The sequence below is a fragment of the Aquimarina rubra genome, from assembly GCF_042684305.1.
GTDB lineage: Bacteria > Bacteroidota > Bacteroidia > Flavobacteriales > Flavobacteriaceae > Aquimarina > Aquimarina rubra.
The window spans coordinates 647,240-672,687 of record NZ_JBHULE010000008.1; the positions used below are offsets into that span (position 1 = coordinate 647,240).

At 31.3% G+C, this 25,448-nt stretch carries 19 protein-coding genes; 1 reads left to right on the forward strand and 18 read right to left on the reverse strand.

Translation table 11 applies throughout. The features are described 5' to 3' along the window. Positions 1-12: 12 nt before the first annotated feature. From ACFSR1_RS07140 to ACFSR1_RS07160, 5 genes are all read right to left on the reverse strand, one after another. Positions 13-1,110 carry a hypothetical protein gene (locus ACFSR1_RS07140; protein ID WP_378291041.1) on the reverse strand — a complete coding sequence of 366 codons (1,098 nt, stop codon included), beginning with the start codon at positions 1,108-1,110 and terminating at the stop codon, positions 13-15. Between the two features lie 25 nt (positions 1,111-1,135). Further along, on the reverse strand, positions 1,136-1,741 hold the full coding sequence (locus ACFSR1_RS07145; protein ID WP_378291042.1) for a sugar transferase: 606 nt from the start codon (positions 1,739-1,741) through the stop codon (positions 1,136-1,138). A 257-nt stretch (positions 1,742-1,998) separates the two neighbouring features. Then, complete coding sequence (locus tag ACFSR1_RS07150) at positions 1,999-3,306, reverse strand: CoF synthetase (protein ID WP_378291044.1); 1,308 nt, start codon at positions 3,304-3,306, stop codon at positions 1,999-2,001. A 206-nt stretch (positions 3,307-3,512) separates the two neighbouring features. Then, the gene (locus tag ACFSR1_RS07155; protein ID WP_378291046.1) at positions 3,513-6,779 is read right to left on the reverse strand and encodes a CHAT domain-containing protein; all 3,267 of its coding nucleotides are present in this window, start codon (positions 6,777-6,779) and stop codon (positions 3,513-3,515) included. Positions 6,780-6,839: 60 nt separating this feature from the next. After that, positions 6,840-7,994 carry a glycosyltransferase family 4 protein gene (locus tag ACFSR1_RS07160; protein ID WP_378291048.1) on the reverse strand — a complete coding sequence of 385 codons (1,155 nt, stop codon included), beginning with the start codon at positions 7,992-7,994 and terminating at the stop codon, positions 6,840-6,842. A 447-nt stretch (positions 7,995-8,441) separates the two neighbouring features. Here ACFSR1_RS07160 and ACFSR1_RS07165 point away from each other — a divergent pair, with 447 nt between their 5' ends. Continuing rightward, positions 8,442-10,427: a right-handed parallel beta-helix repeat-containing protein gene (locus tag ACFSR1_RS07165; RefSeq protein ID WP_378291050.1), complete on the forward strand. Its 1,986-nt coding sequence runs from the start codon at positions 8,442-8,444 to the stop codon at positions 10,425-10,427. A 77-nt stretch (positions 10,428-10,504) separates the two neighbouring features. Here the strand turns inward: ACFSR1_RS07165 and ACFSR1_RS07170 are convergent, their stop codons facing one another. The 13 genes from ACFSR1_RS07170 to ACFSR1_RS07230 all read right to left on the reverse strand — a co-directional run bounded on the left by ACFSR1_RS07170 (position 10,505) and on the right by ACFSR1_RS07230 (position 25,161). Continuing rightward, positions 10,505-11,908: a phenylacetate--CoA ligase family protein gene (locus tag ACFSR1_RS07170; protein WP_378291052.1), complete on the reverse strand. Its 1,404-nt coding sequence runs from the start codon at positions 11,906-11,908 to the stop codon at positions 10,505-10,507. Positions 11,909-11,910: 2 nt separating this feature from the next. Beyond that, a complete protein-coding gene (locus ACFSR1_RS07175; RefSeq protein WP_378291053.1) occupies positions 11,911-13,053 on the reverse strand; it encodes a glycosyltransferase family 1 protein in 1,143 nt (380 codons plus the stop codon). Next, positions 13,053-13,943 carry a glycosyltransferase family 2 protein gene (locus tag ACFSR1_RS07180; protein WP_378291055.1) on the reverse strand — a complete coding sequence of 297 codons (891 nt, stop codon included), beginning with the start codon at positions 13,941-13,943 and terminating at the stop codon, positions 13,053-13,055. Before ACFSR1_RS07180 ends, ACFSR1_RS07175 begins: the two co-directional genes overlap by 1 nt. 30 nt (positions 13,944-13,973) lie before the next feature. After that, positions 13,974-15,068: an EpsG family protein gene (locus tag ACFSR1_RS07185; protein ID WP_378291057.1), complete on the reverse strand. Its 1,095-nt coding sequence runs from the start codon at positions 15,066-15,068 to the stop codon at positions 13,974-13,976. Positions 15,069-15,152: 84 nt separating this feature from the next. Continuing rightward, on the reverse strand, positions 15,153-15,725 hold the full coding sequence (locus ACFSR1_RS07190) for a serine O-acetyltransferase (RefSeq protein WP_378291059.1): 573 nt from the start codon (positions 15,723-15,725) through the stop codon (positions 15,153-15,155). A gap of 2 nt (positions 15,726-15,727) precedes the next feature. Next, positions 15,728-16,843: a glycosyltransferase family 4 protein gene (locus ACFSR1_RS07195; RefSeq protein WP_378291061.1), complete on the reverse strand. Its 1,116-nt coding sequence runs from the start codon at positions 16,841-16,843 to the stop codon at positions 15,728-15,730. Then, on the reverse strand, positions 16,840-17,949 hold the full coding sequence (locus ACFSR1_RS07200; protein ID WP_378291063.1) for a glycosyltransferase family 4 protein: 1,110 nt from the start codon (positions 17,947-17,949) through the stop codon (positions 16,840-16,842). The genes ACFSR1_RS07195 and ACFSR1_RS07200 overlap by 4 nt, the downstream gene beginning before the upstream one ends. A gap of 42 nt (positions 17,950-17,991) precedes the next feature. Continuing rightward, positions 17,992-18,951, reverse strand: coding sequence for a class I SAM-dependent methyltransferase (locus ACFSR1_RS07205; RefSeq protein WP_378291065.1), 960 nt, complete (start codon positions 18,949-18,951; stop codon positions 17,992-17,994). Between the two features lie 15 nt (positions 18,952-18,966). Beyond that, the gene (locus ACFSR1_RS07210) at positions 18,967-19,932 is read right to left on the reverse strand and encodes a polysaccharide pyruvyl transferase family protein (RefSeq protein ID WP_378291067.1); all 966 of its coding nucleotides are present in this window, start codon (positions 19,930-19,932) and stop codon (positions 18,967-18,969) included. Positions 19,933-19,961: 29 nt separating this feature from the next. Continuing rightward, positions 19,962-21,242, reverse strand: a complete 1,281-nt coding sequence (locus tag ACFSR1_RS07215; protein ID WP_378291068.1) for a hypothetical protein — start codon at positions 21,240-21,242, stop codon at positions 19,962-19,964. A 9-nt stretch (positions 21,243-21,251) separates the two neighbouring features. Then, complete coding sequence (locus ACFSR1_RS07220; RefSeq protein WP_378291070.1) at positions 21,252-22,793, reverse strand: oligosaccharide flippase family protein; 1,542 nt, start codon at positions 22,791-22,793, stop codon at positions 21,252-21,254. Between the two features lie 50 nt (positions 22,794-22,843). Beyond that, a complete protein-coding gene (locus ACFSR1_RS07225; protein ID WP_378291072.1) occupies positions 22,844-24,124 on the reverse strand; it encodes a nucleotide sugar dehydrogenase in 1,281 nt (426 codons plus the stop codon). Positions 24,125-24,162: 38 nt separating this feature from the next. Beyond that, entirely contained in the window at positions 24,163-25,161 is a 999-nt protein-coding gene (locus tag ACFSR1_RS07230; RefSeq protein ID WP_378291074.1) for an SDR family oxidoreductase, read from the reverse strand. Between the last annotated feature and the right edge of the window lie 287 nt (positions 25,162-25,448).

Below are 25,448 nucleotides of genomic sequence, written 5' to 3' on the forward strand. Positions count from 1 at the left end.
TATGCAATTGGTTTAATAAAAATGTCCATCACGGTTTAACATCATAAAATTTTCAGAATCTATCTCTGTATCATTATGCGCCAAGCCTTTTTTGGTAACTTTATGTGTAAAAATTGTCTTATATCTTTTGGTGATATTATCAGACAATTTTGTGTCATCAGTAAATATGAAGGTTTTTCTTTGTTTCATAAAGTTTTCCATTAATGCATCTACACATAGATTATAGTTCCCCTCATCTTTCACCAAAAAATATTTAACATTGAACTCATTATAATTTATGACATAGGACAAAAACCCAATGATTTTATCTTCTTTTATGATTTTTAGATTATGAAGATATATATTATTACTAATACCTGTCTGTAGTGATTTATGAGGATGCTTATCAGGTACAGGCGTCTGTAGGTATTGACTAGTATCTATTTGCCAATTCACATACGCTTTTGTTTTATGAATCAAATCGTTATCACAAAGAGGTTTTACCAATTCCCAAGTTTCATCATCTAATTGGTTTATATACTCATATGAAAGCTCTTTTACCTTACTTTTTAGTTTAGATTTATTTAGCGATCGTATAATTGCTCCGGTTAAGTTGTCCATTTGATCCAGTATAAACTTAAAGGATTTTAAAAACTTAAATCTTCCAATTAACATAGAGGCATCCAGGCTAAAAAATATGGTATGCCTTAGTCTTGATGCTATAACTTTAAAAGGCTGTTTCTCATAAAATGTATTGACATTCTCGGCATATGATTTAATAAGTATTTGTTTTCCTGTAAGATTAACCGCTTCATTATAAATATATGTTCCTAAAACAGTGTCTTTATAGGTTTTATGTACCCACCAAGATATCATCCAATACACTTTTTTTGGTTTATTATCCTTTGTATTTAATAAGTCTGGAAACATAAATATAAACGAAATCATTTTATCTCCTTCATATCCAATTACTCCGCAATAATCATCATCATTAATTCTATCATTAGCCACTAACCATAATGCTTTACTCTTTGGTAATGGCGCGAGATCATTTTTCCAATAGGTGTTTTTATCAATAGCCTCGCTTAGTATTTTTTTTGTTAAGCCTATAACTTTTAAATCTTTACTCATTCTATTCTACCTAAAACCAAACTGATTAATTAGTACCATTAAACCACTCTGATGTTAACTCATTTGATAAGTTAACATCTTCTTTTTTCAAAACCTTTTTTAGTGTAAGACCCAATATTTTTAGGTCTAATAAAAAACTACAATTCTCCACATACCAAACATCATATTCAAATTTTTTTTTCCAAGTAATTGAATTTCTTCCATTTACCTGAGCCCAACCCGTGATTCCGGGTCTAACATTGTGTCTTTTTTTCTGAGTTTCATTATAAACGGGTAAATATTCTATAATCAACGGTCTGGGACCAATTAAAGACATATCTCCTATTAAAACATTTATCAGCTGTGGAATTTCATCTAAAGACGTTTTTCTAACAAATGTTCCAACAGTTGTCATTCTTTCCTTATCAGGTAATAAATTACCGTCATTATCCTTCAGATCATTCATTGTCTTAAACTTTATGATACTAAATATCTTCTCAGATTTGCCTGGTCTTTTCTGAACAAAAAATGGTTTTCCTTTATTTGCAATGGCAAGAAAAATGATTAGTACCAAAAATATCGGTGCTATAAATAGAAGCAACAGGAAGGCCGTGCTAAAATCCAGAACTCTTTTGAAAAAATTTTTATACACCTTATTTTTTTAGTTTAAAAACAATAATATTTTAAAACCTCGGAATGAATTCCAGGTCATACTTTTACACTTAAAAAATGGGGGAAATGAAATAGATATATGATTTTTATCTGTCAAGGGGAATGCAGTGATGATCATATCTATAATCCTATCATTAGAATCGCTGGCAAATATACAATCTATATTTTATTTTTTAAATTTAATTCTACTACTTTTTTAATAAAAAAATATAATTTGAATTTGAATTTTTAAGTTACTTAAACCATTACTTCATTTACAATTGCCTGTTGTTTGCCTGATTTTAATAGAGGTATTTCCGGGACATATTCTAACTTTATAATTGCGTCTTCTCCTAGGTATTCTTTAAATTCTTCTATAAACTGATTTTCACTTTCCAGAGTGTCATTTAGTACCTTTAATCTGAAAACGTACTCTTTATTTGTTTTCTGGATAATCTGCCGTTCTTTTACTTCTTTATATTTATTAATCACCAATAAAATACTTGTGGATAATATCTCACCCGAGGTGCTCCGTATCATATCCATTTTTCTCCCCTCAATTTTTGTAAGTACAGGTTTAGAAATCCCTTTTTCTTCTACATAATCCATGATTCCAATATCACCAGTATCATAACGGATCATGGGTGTATTATAATTAAATAAGTCAGTAATTACTATTCTTCCCAATTCTCCAGGTTCTACGCTATTATCGGAACTAAAACTTAAAATCTCTACGTAATAACTTGCCCAATTAATTTGGAAATATTCTTTACCAATCGGTTGCTGAGCTATCATTCCGTTTTCTGCATTAGAGTATCTAGAAACCATATCTACATCAAAATACTTTTTCATAGACAATTTTGTCAATGGATCTAAACGTTCTGACATGCCTATTACAGATTTTAGATTACAATCAATCGGTTTAGAATCAATTGAATCCAAATACTTACAGATTTTATCAAAAGATGAAGCATATCCTAGCATTCCTTTATTGGACGCGTCACTTTTTAAAATATCTATTAAATCCTTTATTGAGTTTTGTGATAAAGCAAAAACATCTATTGGTGTTATGTTTTGAAGAAAAGATTCCAGTTCATTTTTCTTTTTAAACATACTCCAAAAACGCAAATAAAATAACTTGTAACCAATATGAAACCCACACAATTCAGAAAAGTAAATAATATCTGCTGTATTTCTTGCTTTCTTATTAAGATCCTGATATACGGTAAAAGAAGCTCCTGTAGATCCGCTGGTAGAGACACTAACTTTCTTTTTGTGTTTATATTTTATCGATTGAATGTTATCGTATGAAGATCTAACAATCTCTTTGTTTGTTACGGGGAAATTTTGAAGATTTGAAGGATTAATATTCCTATAATATTCAGATGTATCCACAGAATGCTTTAATAACGAATCTAAATATTGTTTTTGTTTTTCGGAAAACTTCTGACTAACTGAGCCTTCAATTAGGTTTTTAATATCTCGATAATGTCTCCTTACACTACTTCCTGTTATAAAATCTAATGACCAAAAAGAAATATTTCTTATCCTTTCGTTAACTCTCATACTTTGTATTGACTTTTATTGAATAAAGTCTAGAAATAATCAAAGCCACAATATGATAATTAAAATATAGGTATATAGATTATTTGATATCTCTTAGATATTGATATGAACTATCTAAATAATTATGACGATGTTATTTGTTATTCTTGTCGTAAAATAAGGAATTGTTTTAATATTTGAAGAAAATGATATTGTCTTAAGTTAAACTACCATATCCGTTTCTTATAACCAATCCCTATCAATATAAGTAAAACAACTAATATTCCTGGGCTTAAAAACCAATATATAGAAATGTTATTATCTATTAAAATAGGTGAAGAATCACCAATAAGATAAAATCCACCCCAATAAAATGGAGCCTTATAGTCAATATTTGTAGTAGCAAGAAATTCTAACTTAGCATTTTGAAGAGCTTTATCTTTACTCATACCTCTGTTAAGGTTAGAATAAAAGTACTTCATTAACTTTGGTGTAGATTCGTCAGATACAGCCCAATTGGTTAAAACCAAACTTTTAGTCCCCGAATATTGAAACGCATTCCCTAAACTCATTATGCCTTCTCCCTCCGCTATTTTACCAGATCCCGTATTACAAGCACTTAAAACAACTAACTCAGCAGGAATATTTAATGCAAATAGTTCATAGCTATATAAAAGATTATCTTCTTTTATTTCCTTGTCATTATTATTAGTAAAGAAAAGTTTAGAATTTTCCGGACTCACATTATCTATCATCCCGTGAAGAGCTAGATGTAAAATACCATACTCTCCAGCATATTTCTTAAAATTAGCTTCTGTAGCCTGAGAATCATAATAATATTTTCCGTCTACTATTTTAGATACTTCAGTTATTTCTTCTCGAGTACCGGGTAAATCTCTAAGATTATTGCGGGACTTTGTATTATTTTTTGAATTAAAGAAACTTTCGGTATAGGAAAAAGCAAGACATTTACCTTTTATCACATCAGGTTTTGATCCATTGTTGAAAGATGCCCACAATAAATTAGAAGAATTAGCATAAGCAATAGCGTAATCTTTAAGAAAATAAGAAAATTGTTCTGGGTTATCTGTATTGTCATTTTGTGTCAATAGCAAATCAAAGTTAACGTGCCATAATGGTCCATCGGGAACAATTATCAATTGATCTCCAACAAGATCATTTTCAAAAGGCTTTATTAACTCAGAATATAATAGACTTGAGCATCTTTTATATTTATTTGAATTTTTAGAAATGATACTTTCTTGAAACTCCTCAACTTTTTTCGTTAGATCTTGAACTAATAATTCTTTTACAGTAATTTTATTTTTGGAAATCAAAAAAACATAAACAATACCTCTACCCGTAGTAAAAAATTCCAAAAGGGTTATATTTTCATTTAAATTATATTGAATATCATCAACTGAAATAATTTCCTTTTGATATTTAAGCTGATGATATTTAGGATAGTTTTTTTCCAATATTCTTATTAGTGAATCTTCTTTCCTATTAATATCAAATAATTTTCTTTCATTTTCTACTATCCTTATGGTATCAATAGGGTTATTTAATGAAGAAGAAATTATTTGTCCTTTATAAAATGCTCTTTTAACCTTAAGGTTTTCAACAAGGTCAATAACCCCTGAAGGAACTATAGAACTTTTAGCATATGAATCATTCAACAGTTGTTTAAGTGTATTAGCTTTACTTTTCTCGGAATAGTAAAAAGCATCCAACAATCTTTCTTTATCTTTTGTTTTTTCATAAAATAATATTTGTGAACTTATAATATCTGCATAAATTTCTTTTGTTTGTTTTGCAAATGCTACTTTATCTTTATAATTATTAAAAGCACTTCGAATCTTATCAATAATCAAGTCTATTTTGATATAAATACTAACACATTCATTTAAATAAGTTAGATCCTTATTTTCAACATATAATGACTGTAATGTTTTTCCTTTATTATAATATGTCATTAATACTTTTTGTATATCATAAAAAATATCCGAAGTAAAAACATCTTTGTTATTAGTAGGATTTTTGTATTTCTGATTTGAAGCTAATGACTTATTAAAATATTCAATAGCCTTTTTATACTTCTTTTGATTGTGATAAACTTTTCCTATTGATAAATAAAAATCCGAAGTTATAGGATGCTCTTCATTAAAATCATCGAGTAATAAATTCAATCCTATTTGATAATTTTGTTGAGCTTCTTCATACATGTTCATTTCGCTATAAACATTTCCTATGAACTCATAAGTTGCAGCAATGGAACGATGCTTCCCAAATAATGATTTGCCAATTTCATTAGATTTTTTATAGCATTGTATTGCTTTATCATATTCTTTTGTTTTTAAATAAAGATCTCCTATATATAAATACACAGTTTGTATACTAGTATGATTTTCTCCAAAAATTGACTGAGAAAGCACTAAGGCCTTTTTATAATATTCCTTGGCTCTATCATAATCTTCATCATAAAAGCATATCCTCCCCATATTTCTGTATACATTAGCTGAATGAGGGTGTTGTTCACCGTGAATTTCAAAACCTAAATTCAAACTTTTTCTAAGATATTCTAATGTTTTGTCATATTCTCCTTTTTGAGTAAAAACCAAAGCAGTATTCAGATATATAACTTTTTGTCCATTTAAAAACTTTTTCTCTTTAAATATAGTCAATGCATCTTGGTAACACTTTAAAGCATATTCATATCTCATCATTCTAAATGAAGTTAGACCAGTATTAGCCTTTATTCGTCCTACATAAAGATTATCGCTTCCAAAATTTTCGACAACAATTTTTAAATTTTTATCGTAATACTCTATAGCTTTTTCATATTTTCCTAAATCACTATAAATAATTCCCATAATATTATAATTGGAGCCAAGTTTTATATTATCGGAACCTAATTTTTCTAATCTAATAATAATTGCTTTCTCATTATATTTTATTGCAAGTTCATACTTATTAATTCTATAATGTATCATTGCCAAATTACTATAAGATGTAGCAATATCAGGGTGATTTTCAGGGAATAATTTCTTTCGCATTTCCAACGCTTTATTGAAATAATCCAATGCCTTGTCATAATTAGATGATCCTTGAAAATATTTTCCTTGATTATCGTAAGCATTGGCTTTTTCAGGATTATTATTTTCAAGATAAGTAGAACTTATTCGTAAAGCTTTTTGAAAATACTCCGAGGAATTCTCAAATTTCCTCGAATTTCCAAAATTCTCAGAAATTTTATTGTAACAACTTGCCACTTTGTCCCAGGAATTATTTTCCATATAAATATTCAATGCACTTTTAAAAAGGACAATAGAACTATCGGCTTTCTTTTCTAATAGAAAAGATTCTGCCTTTTTAAAATATTCATTTGCTAGAAGAATATCATTTTCAACTTGAGCGTAATTATTGAAAAATGGATTAAATATAATAACCGTCCATATTATTCTGTTGTATCGAATCAATTTACCTATATTCATAAGTGCGCAAGTATTACTTAATCATTTTATTATTAAAGAGAGAAAAAGTGAAAATATTAATTATAATTGTCTATATTCTTCTAAAATTGCGTTCCACACATACTTTCTTTCGTACCTCTCGCAAATCATCTCTCTCGCCTTCTGTGATAATTGTCTACAATATTTTTTATCAGTTAAAAGTTTTTCCATAGCATCATAAAGAGCTTCAGAACTTTTAACAGGTATGATGGTACCATTGATTCCTTCAGTTATTATTTCGTTACAGCCATTGATATTGGTAACAATACTTGGCAATCCCATAGCACCTGCTTGCATCACTACGTTAGGAAAACCTTCTCTATAACTAGGAAACGTAAGTGCATCTGCGATGGCAAAAAATGGTCTAACGTCGTTTTGCCATCCTACAGAAATAATATTGGGATTACTATCAATCTCACTTTCTGTTTCGGGTAATAAAGGATCTAATTCTCTTTCATAAGTTCCGACTAGCAAAAGTTTAGTATTTTGATGTTCATCATTCAACTTTTTGAATGATGTTATCAATTCATTGATCCCCTTATCTTTAACAAATCGACCCACAAAAACATACACAAAATCTTCTCTATCAATTTTTAACTCTTCTCTTAGTTTTGCATTATCTTCTAACGAATATTTAGAAGGATCAAAATGCGTGGTATCGATTCCGTTAGAACTTCCATTAGCAATAACCTTTAGTTTTTTGTCACTAGTATATTTATTTTCTAAAATAATATCATTTAACCCAAAAGAATTAGGATAAATCATCGTTGCACAACCATATGTAAATTTTTCTACAGTATCTAACAATAATCTCCTCGCTCCGGTTGCTTCTAATAAAGGTAATCCAGCTATGGTATGAAGTCTATGTGGAATCCCAGCAAATTTTGCAGCGATCATAGATAAAGTACCCGCCTTTGGAGTATGACTATGTACAATATCAGGCTTTTCTTTCTTAAAGACCTTATATAACTGATATACAGCCTTTAAATCTTTAATTGGTGTTATTTTACGAGTCATTTCTACAGGAATAACCCTTATCTCTTCCTTTTTACCAACTTTCTCTAAAGTATTTTCTTCTCTACTTGATACTCCAATTACATCATAGTGTTGTGACATAAACTTTAACTGTCCCTGTAATAGTCCTCCTAATGATCTAGGAACCGTAGTAACACGAATGATTTTACCCCTTTTTTTCACTTGTATAAATAAAATATAATATTTGACTGCAAATATATAGATATAACAAGGCATTAATATTTTTATTTAAATTCTTTTTTAACATATATTTAATCAATATATTGGAACGCATATCTGACTTAATGAGTTTTGACAGATAAAAATCACACCAAAAAGAAAGAAAAAACTTACAAAAATATTCTAATCTCTGATAAAATTGGGGAATAATTCCACACTTTTCATGACTTCTACACAATATTCCGCTATTTACGGCTTATTCAACCATTATAAATGGGACTTTGGATAATTTCAAACATCTTTTACGGTAAAACCATAGTTTATTAAGTGTTTATATATCAAATAATTATGTTTTGTAAACTTTAACATTTTTTTTCGACATAATACACAATAGTATCGATGAAACTCCGTTAACTATGAAATTGAAAACTAAAATTAACCCCCATCCAAATGAAAAAGTTACCTTATTGTCTATTGATTTTATTGACTTTCTGTTATTTCTCTTGTAGTAATGAAAGTATTGAAGAAATTATTGCTGAAGAAGAAGAAATTATTGATGAAGAAGATAATAATGAAGAAGAGGAAGAAGAAGATACAGATATAATTTCTGATACGCCTTGTGATTTTGACCTATCGAATCTTACTGCTAATTCTACTGTAGTTATTGACTGTCTATTAGATTTAGAAGGACAAACAATTAATTTACCTGCTAATGTTACCTTTGATTTTGAAGGTGGAGATATTTTCAACGGTACTCTTGTATTTTCCGGAGGATATATTGACGGAAGACTTCTAAATTCAAAGTTAGAAACTCAAGGCGACGTTTTACTTAAAGACCCTACATTTAAGTTTACGGCATCTCGATGGGAAAATATTGTACAAGGTCAGACAACATCTGATATTGCTCTGAAAAATACCGCTGAGTTCGAAAGATTGATGTACTCTATTAAGGAAATGGGTGGAACTACGTTCGAAACCAATGTTTTTGATGCTTATTTTGAAACTACTAAAGTAACCAGTACAACATCAAACCAGAATTTCTATGCATCTGTAGAAGCAATTAATGTCCCTTCGAACTTTCACCTAAAGATGTCTGACAATACTAAACTACGTCAGTATCCTGCTGAATCAAGAATTGAAAATGGTGCTATTCTAGCAATTCGGGATGCGGACAATGTTACTGTTTCTGGAGGTTATTTAATAGGAGATAGAAATGATCGTATTTATGCAGCTGATGATGTTGGTTTATATGGAACTCACCTAATGCATATACACTCTGGAAGAAACGTTACCATTGATGGCGTAAATTTTGTAGAAGGTTCCAAAGGAGCTCTTGCAATTTATTCTATAGGTTTTAGATTTAATCCCGATTATATTCCTACTTACGGTATAAATGTTATTAATTGTACTTTCAAAGATATTAGAAGAATGGGTATCGCCCTTACTGATGGTAGCGATATTCTTATTGAAGGAAATACATTTACCAATGTTGGTCAACCGATGTCTGGATCTGATGGTGGTGAAGTTGGTTATGCAATTAATATAGAAGCATATAGAACAAGAGATGCTAACGGTGTTCTTATGGAAAATGAAAGAGCTTTTGATATCCTAATCACTAGAAATACTGAGATTAATAGTAGAGTTGGATTTACGGCTGCCACGATAGGTCAAGACATTACTGTAGAGGATAATGATATTGAAACCAGATGTATCTTATCGCTGGCTTCTGGAACTAAAATCATCAATAATAGATTTAATGCATCTGCTGTAGCTGGTGAAACCTTTGCGATTTTTGCTGCAGGTAGTCATAGTGATACTGTTTTTGATAATGAAATAAGTGGTAATGACATATCTGGTTATGCTATTGGTATCGCCACGGATACTAATGATATTAATGTTTTCAATAACAATATTACAAATGGAGATATTGGACTACAATTAAAAGACACATCGGACTCCAGTTTTTATAACAATACCATTAATGTCAACCAAACAGGAATTAGTGCGACCAATACTTTCGTAAACAACACGACTATCAATGACAATACAGTAACTGCCGGTAGTTTTCATTTATATCTTACAGGATTTAATAACTCTACAGAGACTAATGGATATACAATCTCTTTAGAAAGAAATAAATTCTTAAATTCTAAAAAGGTTACCATTAATAATGCTAACGGAATTACTTTTAGAAATAATGAAGTAACTGGTGGTATTGAATTAGGAACTTCTTCTAATATTGATATTTCATCTAATACTAAAATAGATCCTAATGATAGTGATGGTATTCGTTTATACGGAACTCATTCTAGTATTTCTATAACTAACAACAATATACTAGAACCATCTGGAGCTGATAGATACAACTGTATTAATAACAATTCAGATACTCCAAACGCAATTACCTTAAGTGGTAATACCTGTGGTACGAGATAAGATAAACGTGTAAATAGGTAACCCTGTATATACAAGAAATCCGGAACACAATATTGTATTCCGGATTTTCCTTTTCTTTATAACTCTATTGCAAAATTTCTTTTAACGGCATCAAATTTGCCATTTGGTCCCAAAGGAATATCCTCCACTACTCGTATCTGATAATTTATATTTTGGCCTAGTCTATCTTTAAGGTTATCTACTAATTTTTCTTGCATTTTATCATCAAAATTTTGATCTGCAATTAAATTAACTAGAATCTCTTCTGGGTTTTCCTGAATAATTTGGCTTTTTACAATTCCTTCTAAGCCTTTGTAAGCAGTATCCATTCTACCTACGTATCCTTTTTCTTTTGTCCAAAGGATATCATCTTCCCTACCGGTTAATTTTTCTATCATTGGCATGGCACAACCACAACTACATGTTTTACCGGCTTCTGCAAGTAAAACAGTATCTTCAATATTGTATCTAATTAAAGGGGTTTTTAGATTTGTAAAACTGGTAACCACCAATTGAGCTACTTCTCCAAACTTTGCTTTTTCTCCTTTTACATTTACAAATTCAAAAACTCCCGAATCCGTATTTAAATGTAAATTACCTTGAGTACACTCCGTAATAAAAGGGCTTCCTTCACTAGATGCGTATTGATTATATACATGGCAATTAAATGCTTTCTCGATTTCCAGCCTTTGGTAATCGTATAACGTTTCTGCCGTAACAGCGATAGCCTTCGGAGTAAAATTTAATGTCAATTTTTTTTGGTTAATGAATCTACTAATAATATAAATTGCCGATGGGTACCCATCCAATAAAATGGGCTTAAAGCGATTCAATTTTTTTACATAATGAAATAAGTTATCATCGGTTAAATGATATGTAGACATTAACAATTGATTCTCAAAATAATTATATACCCAAAAAGGAGGTTTTTTTGAATCAGGTTTAACGATCAATCTTCCAGAAAATCTAACTTGCTTAACTCTCTTTGTTTCTAAACCAATTGCTTTATGAAACCTTCTCCATAAGGCAAAAGATCTGTTTATTGATTCTTTATCCAAATAATTAATCGTGGGCGCACCTGATGTTCCACTAGTATAACCAACTCCATCCGTATTTCGGCTTTTATTTACCAATAGATCGGGATTGGTTTTTCTTTCAGATTTGGTTAGGATAGGCATTTTCTGAAGCACATCATAAGGGTTTTCTTCAATATGTTTACCCTTTATTCCTAATTCCTTCATCTTCTTACTATACCAATCTGAGTGATGTAATGCTTCGGATAATAAAAGTATCAATCTACTTTTTTGATAAGCATTTATATGATCACTATCAGCATTCCACAAATCAATATATTCTTTTAAAAATGCGTCGAACTCTTTAGTATATCGTTGTTTTGAATTCTGAAACGCTTTTATATTCAGCAAAATGAATTTAAAGGGATAAGGCAAACTATTATATATTTTCTCCTGCATTTTTCCCATAACTATGCCTTTACTTGTTCTAAATAAAATTCCTGAATCTTTTGGGTATTCGAAACGATATCATAATTCCCTTTCACTATCTTTTCTGTATTATCATTCTTTTTAGCAGCATCTATTTCCAATATCTTCTTAGCCCAGTATTCTGCTGGTTTATCAATGGAAAGAAACGCTATATCATCTGTCAGGCTCACTTCTTTAGTAATACTATCAGATGCCAGAACTTTAATTCCAGCTGCTTGTGCTTCAATCAAGGTGACTGGAAGCCCTTCATAAAAAGAGGGAAAAACAAACACATCAAACATTTGAAATAACTCTGGTACATCAGCTCTAACTCCTAAAAAATGTACGTTACTGTCAATAGATAAGTTTTTGGCTTCCTTTTCCATCACTTTCTTTAATGGACCATCACCAATCATGACTAAATCACTAGCTGATTTTTCTTTTACTAAGGCAGCAAAAATTTGTAATAAGAATGCATGGTTTTTTTGGCTTGCAAATCGCCCTACATGACCAATCACCAACCGATTCTGCACATCGAATTCTTCTTTATACTCTTGAGCAACTAATGCATTGTAGGCAAACTTTTCTGTATCTATGGCATTATTCATAGTTGTAAAAGAAACGTTACTACCAAACAACCATTTTCCTGCTTTATCTCCGCAAGAAAACAGATGTGTCGCATCTTTTTTAACCTTCTTTTTTAGTTGAAGTTTGATTAACTTTTTAAATGTTTCTTTTATACTTTCTTTTTGAGAAAAAAGTGATGAAATACTAACATCATCTATTGCAATATGAGCGTGTGCTATTCTACAGGGAATATTGAATTCTTTGGCGATTTTAAGAGGGAAACAACTAAATGTATTCAGATGAGAATGTACAACAGCATATTCCTGATGTTCTTTAAAAAAAACTCGTAACTTATTGTAATAATCACCAGGAAAAAGCGGATTAATCGCATCAAATCGGTATATCTTTCCTCCTAAACTTTCTATTTCATCATCAAAAGCAGCTTTTTCCTTTCTATGCACTAAAAAATCGAACTGCACTTTATCTCTATCAATCTTTCTATAATAATTCATAATCATAGATTCAGCTCCTCCCCGATTCATGATCGTAAAAACTTGTAAAACACGTATGGCCGCCATTAAAATTCTCCTTTAGTTTTATATCGTATGTACAAGTTTAGCAATACGCCAAATGGTATCGCCAGAATGGTAATCAACTTCTTTGGTGATTCACTGATAAAAGACCCATTTTTAGTAAACATAGCGCTAGAAACGTAGTGAATTGCATTCTTAAATTGATCTTTAAAGTTCTCTGCTAGTTTCATTCTGCTTTTTCTAGAAAATGCAAATCCTTTGGGATGCCTTCTATATTGCTTCAGAATATTCATACTTGATCCATCTTGCATATATTCTACTTCACATAATACTTCATTAATGGGTAGCAGTTTATAGTCCTGATCAATCAATTGATATAAATACCCGAGAGGAACGAAACGCTCTCCTTCAAAAATAGGATACGGAGGATATTTCTTCACTACCTCTGTTCTATACACTAACTTCTTATCTCCCAACACCTTGTGCACATTGTATAGATCGTATAGTGTAGTTTCTTTTATATGGTCAGGAATCGTTGTACCAATAATTTTTCCTTCGGGATCAGCGTCTAATCCAACCAATCCGGCAAATTCTGGTTTGTCTTTGATCTTTTCCCAGGCAACAAGAATTTTATCAATAGCTTCTTCCCCCATACAATCATCACTATCGATACAAACGTTAAGTGTAGTTTCGGTTAATCGATAAGCAGCATTATGACCGCCATGCATTCCTTGATTTTCCTGATAATGATATTGTATATCGATTTTACCTTCTTTGATCCACGAAGCTACTAGCGTTTCTGTATCATCTGATGAACCATCATCTATGATTAACCAAACAAAATCTTGATTAGATTGTTTTATTAAACTCTCATAACACTTATGTAAGCAATAGGCCCTGTTATAAGTAGGTGTAAATACGGTTATAGTTTTCATTAGTTGACTAATTGATTTGTTTTTTTGTAATTATCCCCAATATAAATAGTACATCATATATGTAAATGAAAAATAAACCAGCATTACTTTCCCAATCATAAAATGCTGATTTTTAAAAAATTCTTTTTTTAGAAATGGATAAATAATGACAATTGCCATCATAAACCACGATAAATAGGCAAACCTATTGGAATAGTTAGCTTTGATTACTAAAATCCAAAATCCGTTACATATTAAATAGGTATTCAGCAATTGGAAATAAAATTTATCTTCAAATTTCTTTTTATAAATAAAGTACCATCCCGCAAATACTGCAAAAGCACTATGAAATAAGAAATCCCAACGAAATCCAGTACTTGCAAATGCACTAGCATCTACTTCTGATGTTAAGTATCCTGTAAGTCGATCATCTCCAAAACCTAAACTGGCAAAAAGTGTAACCCATAGACTTCCCATTACGAGTGACAAAGGAATACAAAAAAGCCATCCTTTAAAAAACGTTTTAGGATTGTTATAAAAGTTCGTGATGATATACGCGAAAATTGGTAAGAACAATGTTTTATGAAAGAATGTCGCAGCTAGAAAAAACAAAGCCATAACAACTTTGTTTTGACGGTAGCATAATCCCCATAAAAAAAGCGATGTCGCGGCACCATTTCGCATACCATTAACACCATACGTCCAAAATGAAAATGATACAATAAACATCAAAAAGGAATAATACCAATATTGACCAAATAATGTTTTGGATATCTTATAGAGTGGAAATATGTATATGAATGCACAAATCGTAAAAAAGGTATGTGCAGAAACGATCTGTGCTAAGGTTTTCATAAATACATGCCAACCATAATCATTCACTTCTGGAATCTCTCCTCCTAGTCTATACCTATCAAATGTGACTATATAATTAACCGTATCACCAAATATCCCACTAATAGGTCTCTGCCCAATATGTAGAATAAGGAAAATCAATAAAAAATATCCTGTAAAATTTATAAATACGATATTTTTCTTTTCACTAATTTCTAAGATTCTAGTGTGCAATAAAGTAAAAATAACCAAGAAAAAGCATAGGTTGATATACAACGGATAGTAAAACTCTAAAGGCACAAAAGTGTTCATCTTACTTAGCGATTTTAACCGTTATGTTAGTATTCTGCTTCACTCTTTTTAATTTATTCTTTTTGTTTTTGTCTAAAGTTAGAATTATACCTTTTTCCCATCTTGTTTGATAATACGTGCAGGATTACCAACCACTACACAATTATCCGGAACATCTTTCACTACCACAGATCCTGCACCTATTGAACAGTTATTACCGATTTTGATATCACCAATAATAATGGCTCCTGTGTAAATCGATACATTATCTCCAATTGTGGGTCTCTTTCCATTTACTTCTCCTACTGTGACTAAATGATTCACATATAAATTCTCTCCGATTGAATCTGCATTAAGAATGGTACTATATGGATGCCCAGTAAGCACTCCTCCACCAAGCTTTGTACTCATATCAATCCTAAAATACTTTTCCTTTTTACAATATATATTTAACAAACTGGATATAACACCTCTGTTTCTAAAATAAAATAACGTTCTAAAATCCGGAGAATTAGCCAGGAAATTTAAAAGTAATGATACTTTACTACCCTTTGCTCCTTTTGCTGATGCCCATCTTTCTATATCCTTATCAATAGACTCTTTGTTTTTACTCATCCGATATACAATCACATGAGGTAACAAAAACATTTTATAAATATTTAAAATTAATGATCTCATTTCTAATTTATTAAATCATTAAACATTTTTTGCCAAAGACTCATCACAGAGGAAAGCTGATACTTCTTAGCATTTTCTCTGGCGTTCTTACCCATCCTCAGTATATTATCTTGATCACCCATTAATTCATTAAGCTGATTAATAAAAGTATTATTATCATAAACGGGCACAAGAATACCGGTTTCTTTATCTATAATATTTCTTGGTCCATAAGGACAATCAAAGGATACAATTGGTAAGCCACAAGCCTGTGCTTCTAGTAAAACTAAAGGAAAACACTCATTATGTGATGTCATCACAAAAATAGAAGAATGTAACATTTCTTCTTGAATCTTATCTGTAGATCCCATTAATTTGATAGTATCCTGAATGCCTGCAGTATAAATTTTATCCTGAAGCATCTTAACATAACCCGGTTCTCCACTACCAAAAATATGAAGTTGCCAATCTTTTCTAATTTTGGCTATTTCTTTCCAGATATCGACAAGAATATCATACCCTTTTACTGCAGCAATTCTTCCTGCAGTAATAATTCTTTTATTAGTAAGCTCTGATACCTTATCAGGATAAAAAGTCAATGGATTAGGGATAACAACAGTATTCTTACTCTTATAATAATTAGATTCATCTTTATTAAGAATTACCAATGTATCATATTTCGACTCTACATAATCCGCAAATTTGAAGAAGAACTTCTTAAACAGACTTGGATTTTCACGTTTGCTCTTTTCGATAAATCTTGAGTAATGAAACTCTTTAACCTTTGGAATACTTTTTACAATAAATGGAACGAAATAAGTATCTACACTGTGACTGCAAACCACTACCACATCTGGTTTTATTTGTTTTAATGCAGCTTTAGTTCGTGAAATATGTTTAGGTAGTTTTTTAAGGTTTTTAGGATGGAAATAAGATTTTCGACGATTGTAATTAATCGCTAAATCTCTAAAAATTATCTTTTCATCAAAGGTATAACAAGGCTTTTCTTCTTTTTGTTCGGTAGTAACAATATGAACTTCATTACCTTCTTGAGCAGCAAAATAATTTGCTTTAATGGATAGTACCCTTTCGATGCCACCGTGCAAGTATACCTGATCAATAATAAAAACTATTTTCATGTCGAAGAGGTATTCGTTAAACTCTTAAATAAAAGGTTCCATTCTTCAGCAATAGTTTCCGGTAAATATTTTTTAACAGCTTCTTTTGCCTTTACTCCCATGGATTTTCTTTTATCCTCATTTTCAATTAAAGAAATCACACCTTCAGCAAAAGCATCAATATCACCATTTTCTATTAAAATACCATTTTCTTTATCTGTAATAATATCCGAAGGTCCATAAGGACAATCATATGAAATACAAGGAACACCATATGCCATTGCTTCTGTTAAGACCATTCCAAAACCTTCGAACCGAGAAGACATTGTATAAATAGAAGCTTGTTCATATTTTTCTGCAATATTTTTAACCGGTGGATAAAAATTTACCGTTTTTGAAATATTGAGATTGTTAGCTAGTGTAGCTAAACCCTCTGCCTTACTAATCGTACCATAGATATCCAATGTCCAATCCGGATATTTTTCTGCTACTTGTTTCCAGCTTTTTAACAATCTATCATATCCTTTTTGAAAACTATGCTTTCCGACAGCTAGTACATTCTTGTTTTCTAAAGTGCTTTTTACATCCGGATAAAATGATAAAGGATTAGGAATTACCTTTAGGTTTTTAAAGGACCACTCATTGAGGTTTCCATTAGTCAATACAACAAAATGATCGTAATATTTACCACCAAAATTCATCAAGCCAAATTTAATAGCGGTAGCGATTCGTTTGGTTAGTGATCTTTTTCCTTTTTTGATTTCAACACTTCTGGAAACGTGTCTCTCATATATCATCGGACACGGTTTACCCAATACTAAAGGAACAAAAAAACCTTTTAAACCATCATCACATACTGCAATTACATCTGGATTTAGGTTCTTCATTACACTTCGTAAACCAGACGCATATTTAAACATTCTGGTAAAAGGATTTCCTTTCGCACTCACATTATGATAAGATAACTTAGGACTAAAATTGTAAAAAAGGTCACTCGTGTCCTGATTCAAAGTAACAATATGTATATCATAACCATAATCATCAGCGAGTTTGCTAGCCTTAATGGAAAGCACTCTTTCTAGTCCACCCGGACCATCTATGCGGTTAACAATATATACAAGTTTCATCAAGATTTAGTTTAGAATAATGTCTAAGACTTTTTGCTTTTATTATTTTTTGATAACGATATCTAGATAAGGATAACAGAATCCACTGGTTAAATTTTTATTGAGTGTTTTTAAAAATTTGATATAGCGTAATCCTTTAAAACCAACCTTCAGAAATGCTGATTTTTCAAACTTCATCAAGCTACTAACTACATTTAGCTCTTTTAGCGGTGCAATCGCCACTTCAAATTCGTGGTAACTAGCTCCTCTTCCCCATCTCTTAAATTTCATCATGTTTTCATCATCTATTTCTCTATAAGAATCTTTAAAATTCTTTCTACTAGAAAACTTAGAATAATAGTATCCCAAATCATCGGGGAGCCAATCGTAAAAAGGTAATGCTGCGGTATGTGAGTCATAATACCACAATCTATTTGGAGTTTCGATAACTGCTAGATATCCACCTTTTGATAACATTCCCCAAGCTTGTTTTAATGATTCTAATCGTTCACTTACCGTCATGTGCTCTAAAACGGCATAATAGATAATAAAATCAAATTTTCTATCTTTAAAATTCTCTTCAATTTCTTCTCCATTTACATGATGTAATTCTGCTTCATAACCCGCAATCCGCATCCTATCTTTAGCTACTTCTAACGCACCTGCATCTACATCTACTCCTACTACTTTAGCACCTTGTTCACTTAGTGCCAACGTAGAGATTCCTGTTCCACATCCAATCTCCAGAATACTAGCACCGTTTAAATCTTTTACATGATGTAGCCAAGGTGCAATACGGTTTCTATTATAGTACAAACGTTCAAAAAGCTGTCCACTAATCGCTTGATTATATTCTGAAGTGGATAATCTACTTTTGGTGTTTCCCCTGTCTAAATAGTTTTCTTTAAGCGATTTTGTTAATTCTTCTAATTGCTCTTTGGTAAATACAGTATGTTTTTGTTGCATTTTTTTAGGAGCTGTAAAGAATCTATCTTTAAGCAGTTTTTTGAATACCCTTTTCATCTTTTGTGTGGTTGATTAGATTTTACTTGTTACTTTTTCTTTTAATGCATTTGCTAAGTCGTGGTGTTTTTCGAGGTTTTTTACGGTTGTATCGTTGGTTATTTTGCCTTCTAATCCAAAATTAGAAGTATATGCTCCTGTCTTACTATCAATATCTATTCTGTTAAACAATTCCAGAATACCGTCAAATCGGCAAGAGTCTACAAAACTATCAAATCCATTTACAAAAATTACGGGTGTTCCCATTGCTAAGCAAGGTAAAGCACAATGAATTCTGGAGGTGATTACTAGTTTTGCTTTTGCATACTTATTTAGAAGATCTTCTGCCATTGCAAATTTTTCTTCATCTGTATATGTATTAGAAGGTGGTTCCTGGTTAATAAATGTTGCAGTATCTAATACTTCTTTACTAATAAACTTTTTTATGTGTTTATTTTTCTTTCCTAATTTAAAAGCGGAGCCATTAAGAATATTTTTTATGGTAATTTTAGTATTATAAAATACTTTTTCTGCTCTTGGATAACTATATAAAGGATCCACGATATAAATATCATCTCCTCTTTCAGCATCATCAACTTTATATGAATCCAAAGTTAGCGTAAGACAACCAGTAAAATGTGCATCAATACCTTTTGCCTTAAGCGTATCTGCAGTAAATTGATCTCTACATCCTATAGGTTCATGTTTTTTTAAATAAGCAATCCCTTTTTCACTTAACATTGCTGGAGCTGCAGTATTGTTCATATGAAAAGATACGAATACAGGATCTATTTCCTCTGATGGCACCCAATTATGAATGTTATGAGTAAACCATCCATTCATTATCAATTTAATAGGATCTCCCTTATATTCTCCTAATCGTTCTCTATTTAATAGCGTATCAACTTTTGGTAAATATTGCTTAGCTGCTAAACTTTGAATATTATCTCCAACATTAAAGAAATTTTTATTCTCATCGTATGTAAGTAGTCCGTATTTCATGAATTCTACAATTAACCCAGTTTTTTATTCTATTTGAATTTTCTATATATCGTTTGCAACCAAGGAAACTTATTTCTAATAATAAATTTTAATCTGTTTGTTCCTTTGTTGGCGTTATTAATCTTTTCTTCTAAAAGCCGATCCACTTTTCCGTTTCTGAAATCGTTCATATGTTTGGTTTCGGTCTCTTTATTATCAAAAACAAAGAAAGTTTCTACACTCTTAGCTTTTTCCATAAGTTCCCACCAAAAGTACTTTACTCCCTTACTACCAGAACCAATATGTAATATTTGATAAATCTTGTCATAAACACTACCATCAACTTTGAAACCGTATTCATTAGGATTCTGGTTATTAAGAATTAAACCAAGTATTGTTCTGAAGCACTTTTCACAATAGCTACAATTGAATTCGGTCCTTTTTTCAGAGTAACATACTCGCAGTCTAAATCTCTTGTTTTTTTCTGAAGCAAATTTTGCAATCAGATCTACTTTGTCCTGTCTTTTTAATTCATAGCCATCATGAAATACTTTGAAACCAGATCCCCAGGTTATTTTCTCATCTATCTCTGGTGTAGATCCCCAATCAATATCTATATGATCTGTATAAGAAGACGCAATATGGACTGAACCATACTTATTTATATATGATAATGGAGCAAGTGAACCAACTAAAGCCAATCCGTGTTGAACTTTTCCCCACCACCCAATATCTTTCAACAAAAGCTCTACTTGATACGTATAAAAATCTCTAAGGTTGGTTTCTATATATTCTTTATTATTATCTTCTAACAGTTCTTCACTTTCTATAAAGCCGGTAAAATCTTTCCATTGATCTTTATCCTTTATAGTGATATCTGCCCCGTGAAGTGTAATTAAATCTGGTTTTCTATCGTAGATTCTTATATATGTAGCATATGCATCTACTCCTCCACTAAAAAGCATTGATGATTTAGAACCATCTAATGTGTTTTTTACTAATTTCTTTGCAATTAATATACCTTCAAAACTATTCGAAGTATCTCTTTTAGCAAATTCTTGTTTTATCTTCTCCTGTGCATTGTAAAAATCTTCATCTACTTCATCTACTTCTATAGAAAAGCCGGCAAACCAAGCCATTGGTAACACATTAGATAAAAATGGAATTACCGCAATACTTACTGGAGTAGCACTAACATCAATTTGATACTTAGAATAAAAAGATTCATTTTCTACAAATAGCTTCTGGATATTAGAACCAACAGAATATTCGTAGTTGATCTTTCGACCTTCTTCTGAATATGTAATTGAATGTAGTTTTAATGTATCCATTTCTTCTTTTTATTTTCGTTTTAATAAAGAAACTATAGGTTTTCTAAACAGCTCTCTTTCATACTCTAACATACCGATAAAATACATCATAAAGATAAAAACAATAGTATATGAAATCCCTTTTGCAATAAAACTAATCCATCCTTCACCAGGAATATAATTAATAAAGTAGCCTACTGCAATCACTAATAAAACTACTATTAGAGCTTTATGAAACAGTTCTTTAAAAAAACGTATAATATTCAAACCTATATTATTGTGATAATAAAAATTCATTACATTCTGTACAATCATCCATCCTCCAACAAGCCCAATTATCATTCCGACAGCGCTATATTCTCTGGCTAGAAAACCTCCTGCAATTACTCCCAGAATCATAAAGACAAGATAAAGAATTGCTTTAAAAGATAATTTATTTTTAGCCTCCAGTATAGAATTTCCAAATGCTTGTAATAAAGGGAGTGTATATCCAACCATGATAATAAGAGCAATCACATAAATCTCTCTACACTCTTCTACACCATATTTTCCATCGGACGAAGATTCTCCTCCTCCTACCCAAAGATTAATAAATTGTTCTCCATACAACATAAAAGCTCCAAAAATATACATCAATATGATAAACGACAGTCTTCCTAATTTAATCATCATATCGGTCAATTCCTCACCACTAGCATTATTTACAGACATCTGCGTTGCTCTTGGTAAAAAAACACTAGAAATCGCTGTAGAAAATGCTCCATAATAGGTTCCCAATGTAATCCCTAATCCATATATTCCTAAAACTTTAGGAATACTAATAGCTCCTAAAACCCAACTTCCGGATTTCCACTGCAACATATTTACAATGGCAAATAGGAAAATCCAACTCGAATATTGAAAAATCTGAAGGATAAAACTTTTGGATAATTTATGCAATTTGAACCTTACTTTTAATTTCACCAACACATAATAAGCAGATACCGAAATGGTAAGGACGTTGAATATTGTATCCACAATAACTAAAGCAATTGCTTTACCTCCAAAAAACAATACAGCAACGATGGTCAATGATCTTAGCAAATATCTAATGATCCCCACAGACTCAGGAAACACAAACTTTTCATATCCTTTACAAATACCGGTAAATATCATTCCCGGTAGCTGAATGGCCAAATTAAAAATTAGAATCACAAACATTAACTTAGCAATTCTTAACTCTTCTGCATTGAATTTGGTAAAGTATGAATCAATAAAAAAATAAAATACGATTCCAGAAATCACTACTAATGCAGAAACAGCAAAATATAAGATTCTAACAGTACCTAAAAAATTCTCCTCTCCTTCCTTATCTTTCTCTGCTCTATACTTAGCAATAAATCGAACCACGGTATTGGTTAATCCAAAATCAAGCAATGCAATAGTACCTATCAACGCACCTATAGCATTGAATATACCGTACTCATCTTTCCCTAAATAACTAACAATTAACGGAGTAATCACAATTCCGATAACGTTTATTAAGAAGATCTTTAAATAAGTAAGTAAAGCTCCTTTCTTTAATTGGCTCAATGTGGTTGGTTTAAAAAGTTGTTTATATTATAAGATGAAGATTGTTTCCCTTACAGTCTTCCGTGTACTTTTTCTTTTAAAATTCCCTTTACATCATACAAAACCCCATTTGGTTTTAATAATGAATTAAGATCAATATCCAAATATTCCTTATGTGCTACCGTTAATACAACAGCATCAAACTTTGAAGTTGGTAATTCTGTTATTGTTTCCAATCCATATTCATGTGCTACTTCTGATGGATTTGCCCAAGGATCATAGATATCGATATCCGTTCCAAAATCCTTTAAGTTTTGTATTACATCTACTGCTTTTGTATTCCTAACATCAGGACAGTTTTCTTTAAAGGTAATTCCTAATACCAATACATTAGCTCCTTTGATTTTGATATCGTGATTGACCATCAACTTGATAACTTCTGAAGCAACATATTGTCCCATGCTATCATTCAATCTTCGACCTGCTAATATAATTTCCGGGTGATATCCGAATTCCTGTGCTCTTTGAGCCAAGTAATATGGATCAACCCCTATACAATGCCCACCAACCAAACCTGGTTTAAAAGGCAAGAAGTTCCATTTTGTACCAGCCGCTTTTAACACCTCATTGGTGTCAATATCCATCAAATTAAAAATCTTAGCTAACTCATTAACAAAAGCAATATTAATATCACGCTGCGAATTTTCTATAACCTTGGCCGCCTCTGCTACTTTTATGGTTGGAGCTAAATGGGTTCCTGCGGTAATAACAGAAGCATAAAGTGCATCTACTTTCTTTCCTATCTCTGGTGTAGAACCTGCTGTTACCTTCAGAATTTTTTCTACAGTATGTAGTTTATCTCCTGGATTGATGCGCTCCGGAGAATATCCTGCGTAAAAATCTTTATTAAATTTCAATCCACTTATTCTTTCTAAAACCGGAATACACTCCTCTTCAGTTACTCCCGGATATACTGTAGATTCATAAACAACGATATCTCCTTTTTTCAGCACTTTACCAACAGTTTCGCTGGACTTATACAAAGGAGTAAGATCTGGTCTGTTATTTTTATCTACTGGCGTAGGAACCGTTACGATATAGTAATTACAATCTTTTATATCTTCTAAATCAGCAGAACAATACAAACCTAGCTCCATTTGAGCGTCATTTTTTAGTACAGACTGTAATACTTCATCTTCAACTTCTAAAGTGGTATCTTTTCCAGACCTTAGTTCATTGATTCTTTTTTGATTAATATCAAAACCAATTACAGGAAATTTTGTTGCAAACAATCTGGCCAAAGGAAGTCCCACATACCCCAAACCAATGATTCCTATTTTTATATCTTGCATTTTTGTGGTTATTTAGTTTATTTACTGGTTATGTAAAATTACTTTAGATTATCCCAATACCATTTTACAGCTTCTTTTAATCCTGATTTTATATCAAACTTTGGATCATATCCAAGAAGTGTTTTAGCTTTATCAACAGAAGCTAAAGAATGAGGCACATCGCCTTTACGTTCCGGGCCTTTTTTAACTTCTACATTCGCAATTTCGGTATCGAACTCTGATAGGTATTCCTTAAGCAAAGTGACTAATTCGTTTAAAGTAGTTCGCTCTCCAAAGGCCGTATTATATACATTGTTTAATGCTTCTTCATTATCAGAGACGATAGCCCTAAGATTCATCTGAATTACATTATCTATATATGTGAAATCTCTGGAAAAAGATCCGTCACCATTAATTACAGGTGATTCATGTTTCATAAACTGCATTACAAACTTCGGAATTACCGCTGCATAAGCACCATCAGGATCTTGTTTACGTCCAAACACATTAAAATAGCGTAATCCAATGGTATCCAAATCATACGTTCTTTTAAAATTATCCGCATACAACTCATTTACATATTTTGTAATTGCATATGGTGATAAAGGTTTCCCGATTTTATCTTCCACTTTTGGTAAGGCCTTAGAATCTCCATAAGTAGAAGAGCTTGCTGCGTAAATAAATCGTTTAACCCCAGCATCTCTAGAAGCTACTAGCATATTGAGAAAACCTCCTACGTTTACATCATTACTAGTTATTGGGTCATTTATGGATCTTGGTACAGATCCTAGTGCGGCCTGATGTAATATATAATCAACACCATTACAAGCTTTATGGCAATCTTCGAGATTACGTATATCGCCTTCAATAAATGTAAAACTTGGATTTTCACTAATAGCTGCTAAGTTTTTCTTATGCCCGGTGGCAAAATTATCTAAACCTACAACTTTACTACCTTTTTCTAGTAAAGCTTCACATAGATTCGATCCTATAAAACCTGCTGCTCCAGTAACTAAAACAGTAGAAGAACTTAATAGTTCTAATTGGTTAGTATTCATGAATTTTTTGTATTACCCCTTGATTTTTAATCCCCTACACTATGTTTATCACATAGACTGCGCGAAATTAAGATTAAACAATAGAACACACAACTTATATCAAAGGGGATTTTAACCCTTAATAAAACTCGTGATGTTCCGTCATCCTATAAAGAAATCAATTCATCGATTCAAACATTGCAAACAACTGAAAATCAAATATATAAAATCTCACTCGTTTTTATTAACAAAAAACGTTTTCGTAATAAAAACAGGTATTAATACCTATAAAGATCTAGCAACTCTTT

Bases quoted from the DNA above. Each gene is read 5' to 3' on its own strand.
- ACFSR1_RS07140 (WP_378291041.1), bottom strand. From the start codon at position 1,110: ATGAGTAAAGATTTAAAAGTTATAGGCTTAACAAAAAAAATACTAAGC.
- ACFSR1_RS07150 (WP_378291044.1), bottom strand. From the start codon at position 3,306: ATGAGAGTTAACGAAAGGATAAGAAATATTTCTTTTTGGTCATTAGAT.
- ACFSR1_RS07155 (WP_378291046.1), bottom strand. From the start codon at position 6,779: ATGAATATAGGTAAATTGATTCGATACAACAGAATAATATGGACGGTT.
- ACFSR1_RS07165 (WP_378291050.1), top strand. From the start codon at position 8,442: ATGAAAAAGTTACCTTATTGTCTATTGATTTTATTGACTTTCTGTTAT.
- ACFSR1_RS07170 (WP_378291052.1), bottom strand. From the start codon at position 11,908: ATGGGAAAAATGCAGGAGAAAATATATAATAGTTTGCCTTATCCCTTT.
- ACFSR1_RS07175 (WP_378291053.1), bottom strand. From the start codon at position 13,053: ATGGCGGCCATACGTGTTTTACAAGTTTTTACGATCATGAATCGGGGA.
- ACFSR1_RS07180 (WP_378291055.1), bottom strand. From the start codon at position 13,943: ATGAAAACTATAACCGTATTTACACCTACTTATAACAGGGCCTATTGC.
- ACFSR1_RS07185 (WP_378291057.1), bottom strand. From the start codon at position 15,068: ATGAACACTTTTGTGCCTTTAGAGTTTTACTATCCGTTGTATATCAAC.
- ACFSR1_RS07190 (WP_378291059.1), bottom strand. From the start codon at position 15,725: ATGAGATCATTAATTTTAAATATTTATAAAATGTTTTTGTTACCTCAT.
- ACFSR1_RS07195 (WP_378291061.1), bottom strand. From the start codon at position 16,843: ATGAAAATAGTTTTTATTATTGATCAGGTATACTTGCACGGTGGCATC.
- ACFSR1_RS07200 (WP_378291063.1), bottom strand. From the start codon at position 17,949: ATGAAACTTGTATATATTGTTAACCGCATAGATGGTCCGGGTGGACTA.
- ACFSR1_RS07205 (WP_378291065.1), bottom strand. From the start codon at position 18,951: ATGAAAAGGGTATTCAAAAAACTGCTTAAAGATAGATTCTTTACAGCT.
- ACFSR1_RS07210 (WP_378291067.1), bottom strand. From the start codon at position 19,932: ATGAAATACGGACTACTTACATACGATGAGAATAAAAATTTCTTTAAT.
- ACFSR1_RS07215 (WP_378291068.1), bottom strand. From the start codon at position 21,242: ATGGATACATTAAAACTACATTCAATTACATATTCAGAAGAAGGTCGA.
- ACFSR1_RS07225 (WP_378291072.1), bottom strand. From the start codon at position 24,124: ATGCAAGATATAAAAATAGGAATCATTGGTTTGGGGTATGTGGGACTT.
- ACFSR1_RS07230 (WP_378291074.1), bottom strand. From the start codon at position 25,161: ATGAATACTAACCAATTAGAACTATTAAGTTCTTCTACTGTTTTAGTT.